This window comes from Dietzia sp. DQ11-71 (assembly GCF_014144995.1).
GTDB classification, from domain to species: Bacteria; Actinomycetota; Actinomycetes; order Mycobacteriales; family Mycobacteriaceae; genus Dietzia; species Dietzia kunjamensis.
On record NZ_JAALDT010000209.1, the window covers coordinates 1 to 2469 of the forward strand.

Annotated in this window: 3 protein-coding genes; all 3 read right to left on the reverse strand. The window is 71.6% G+C overall.

The features are described 5' to 3' along the window. Nucleotides 1-495 (reverse strand): acyclic terpene utilization AtuA family protein (locus G6023_RS08290; RefSeq protein WP_182634950.1); only part of this gene is annotated, 495 nt, incomplete at its 3' end. A 36-nt stretch (nucleotides 496-531) separates the two neighbouring features. Further along, the gene (locus tag G6023_RS08295) at nucleotides 532-2082 is read right to left on the reverse strand and encodes a succinyl-CoA:acetate CoA-transferase ScpC (protein WP_182634952.1); all 1551 of its coding nucleotides are present in this window, start codon (nucleotides 2080-2082) and stop codon (nucleotides 532-534) included. Nucleotides 2083-2158: 76 nt separating this feature from the next. Further along, nucleotides 2159-2469 (reverse strand): hypothetical protein (locus tag G6023_RS08300; protein ID WP_182634954.1); only part of this gene is annotated, 311 nt, incomplete at its 5' end.

Genomic DNA, 2469 nt, shown 5'->3' on the forward strand with positions numbered 1-2469 from the left:
GACGAGCGCCTCGCGACTGACGCGCCCGGTGACGACGACGACGGCACCGGCGGCGAGCGCCCGCGAGATGCCGAACGCGCCGTGACGCACCGTCGCGACGTCGACCTGACCGAGACCCAGACCGGCCGCCCTGTCCGTCACGTCCCCGGAGTCGACGCTGGCCACAGCGAGCTCGACCCCCGACTCGCGGGCCAGCTCACGCAGCGCGGATGCGAGCCCCTCCGGGTCCAGAGCGCCGGCGTTGGTGACGATCCGCACTCCCCCGGCTTCGAGCCGCTCGAGACACTCGCCGATCTGGACCAGCGCCGCCGCCTCGTAACCGGGGCCGCCCGTCGCGCGCTGCCCGGCGAGTTCGAGCATCGCCTCGTCCGAGAGCATGTCGAGCGCGAGGACGTCCAGGGTCGCGGCCGTGAGGAACTCGGCCGTCGCCGTGGCGCGATCGGCCCGCGACGCCGAGACGTTGCCGATGCGCAGGGGACTTCGGGTACTCGTCATCGATCCTCGGACTCCTTGTCGATCAGCGGTGGGCGCCTACCCCAGCATGCTCCCCGTGGCGGCGAGGCGGGCGTGGAACGAGAAGGCGTCCTCGAGGATATGCGGCGTGTTGCCCGCGTCGGGACGGGCCTCGGCCCGATCGAGGTACTCGTGCAGGAGGGGCCGGAAGGCCGGGTCGGCGCACCGGTCCACGATGAGTCGCGACCGCTTGCGTGGGCTCAGCGCCCGCAGGTCGGCGAGACCGTGCTCGGTGACGATCACCTGGACGTCATGCTCCGTGTGGTCGACGTGCGGGACCATCGGGACGATCGCCGACACGGCCCCGTTCTTGGCCGTGGACGGGCTCAGGAACATCGACACGTACCCGTTGCGGGTGAAGTCGCCGGACCCGCCGATTCCGTTCATGATCCGGGTCCCGCCCACATGGGTGGAGTTGACGTTGCCGTAGACGTCGGCCTCGAGCATGCCGTTCATCCCGACGATCCCCAGTCGCCGGACGATCTCCGGGTGGTTGCTGATCTCCTGCGGCCGCAGCGTGATGTGGTCGCGGTACAGCTCGAAGTTGTCCACCAACTCGGTCAGCCCGTCCTCGGACAGGGCCAACGCGGTCGCCGAGGCGTGGGCGACCGTGCCCTGCCGGATGAGCTGGAGCATCGAGTCCTGGATGACCTCCGAGTAGCAGGTCAGATCGGAGAACGACCCCGCCGCCAGCCCGGCGAGGACGGCGTTGGCCACGTTGCCGATCCCCGCCTGCAGCGGGAGGAGACTGCCCGCCGGCATCCGGCCGCCGGCGACCTCGTGGTGGAAGAACTCCAGGACGTGGCCGGCGATGGCCTCGCTCACCGCGTCCGGCTTGGTCAGGGCGCTCGCGGAGTCCCGCTGGTCGGTGGGCACCACGGCGACGACCTTGGCCGGGTCCACCTCGAGCAGCGGCTGGCCGATCCGGTCGTCGGCCCGCGACAGCATGATCGGCCTGCGCTGCGGCGGGAGCGCGGTGCCGTAGTAGATGTCGTGCATGCCCTCGACGCCGTCCGGGATCCACGAGTTCACCTCGAGGATCACCTTGTCCGCCACGTCGAGCCAGGTCTTGTTGTTGCCCACCGACATCGCGGAGACGAGCTTGCCGTCCTCGGTGATCGCGGCCACCTCCACCACCGCGACGTCCACGTCACCGTAGTGGCCCTGCCACACCTGCTGGGCCACGTGCGAGAGATGGACGTCCACGTAGTCCATCTCGCCCGAGTTGATCTTGCCGCGGGCCGTGGGCTCGCTCTGATACGGCATCCGCAGCGCGATCCCGTCGACCTCGGCGAGCATCGCCTCGGCCTCGCTGGCCACCGATGCACCGGTGAGCAGGTTGACGGAGAGCCTGCCACCTGCCGCCCGTACCGAACGGATGCGCTCGGCCAGGGCCGGCGCGAAGGCCTTGGGCGTGCCCGCGCTAGCGAACCCGCTGATCGCCACCGTGTCACCATCGGCGATCTGATCCACAGCGGAGGCCGCGTCGGTGACCAGTCCCCGGAAGTGGGGATGGCGGATGCGTGAGGGGTCGTACGCGGTGCCCCGCTGCTGGACGGAGGTGCTCATACGCGGAGCCTATCGCCGGGTCGTCCGGGACCCCGACTCGCGATCCGGGCCCCACCCCCGGCCGGAGTGGGCGCCCTCAGGCCAGGGTGCCGGACACGACCCGATCGGCATCCAACCGGACCGCCTCGAACCCGATCTCCCCTGCCGTGGTGCCCTCCGCGGGCCAGGGCGAGACGCCCCGGTCCCCCCGCTCCACCAGGACCAGCACCTCCCCGCCGTCGGGGCCGGATGCCCACACGAGGAGATGCGTGGGGCGAACGCCGTCGGAGCGGACCACGGTCCTGCCCTCGAGCAGCACCCGGCGCCCGCCCCCGCACCCTCTGGCGACCCGCTCCACTGTGGGCGGGCCGCCCGGGTCGTCGCCCCCGGCCACCGCCAACACCGCTC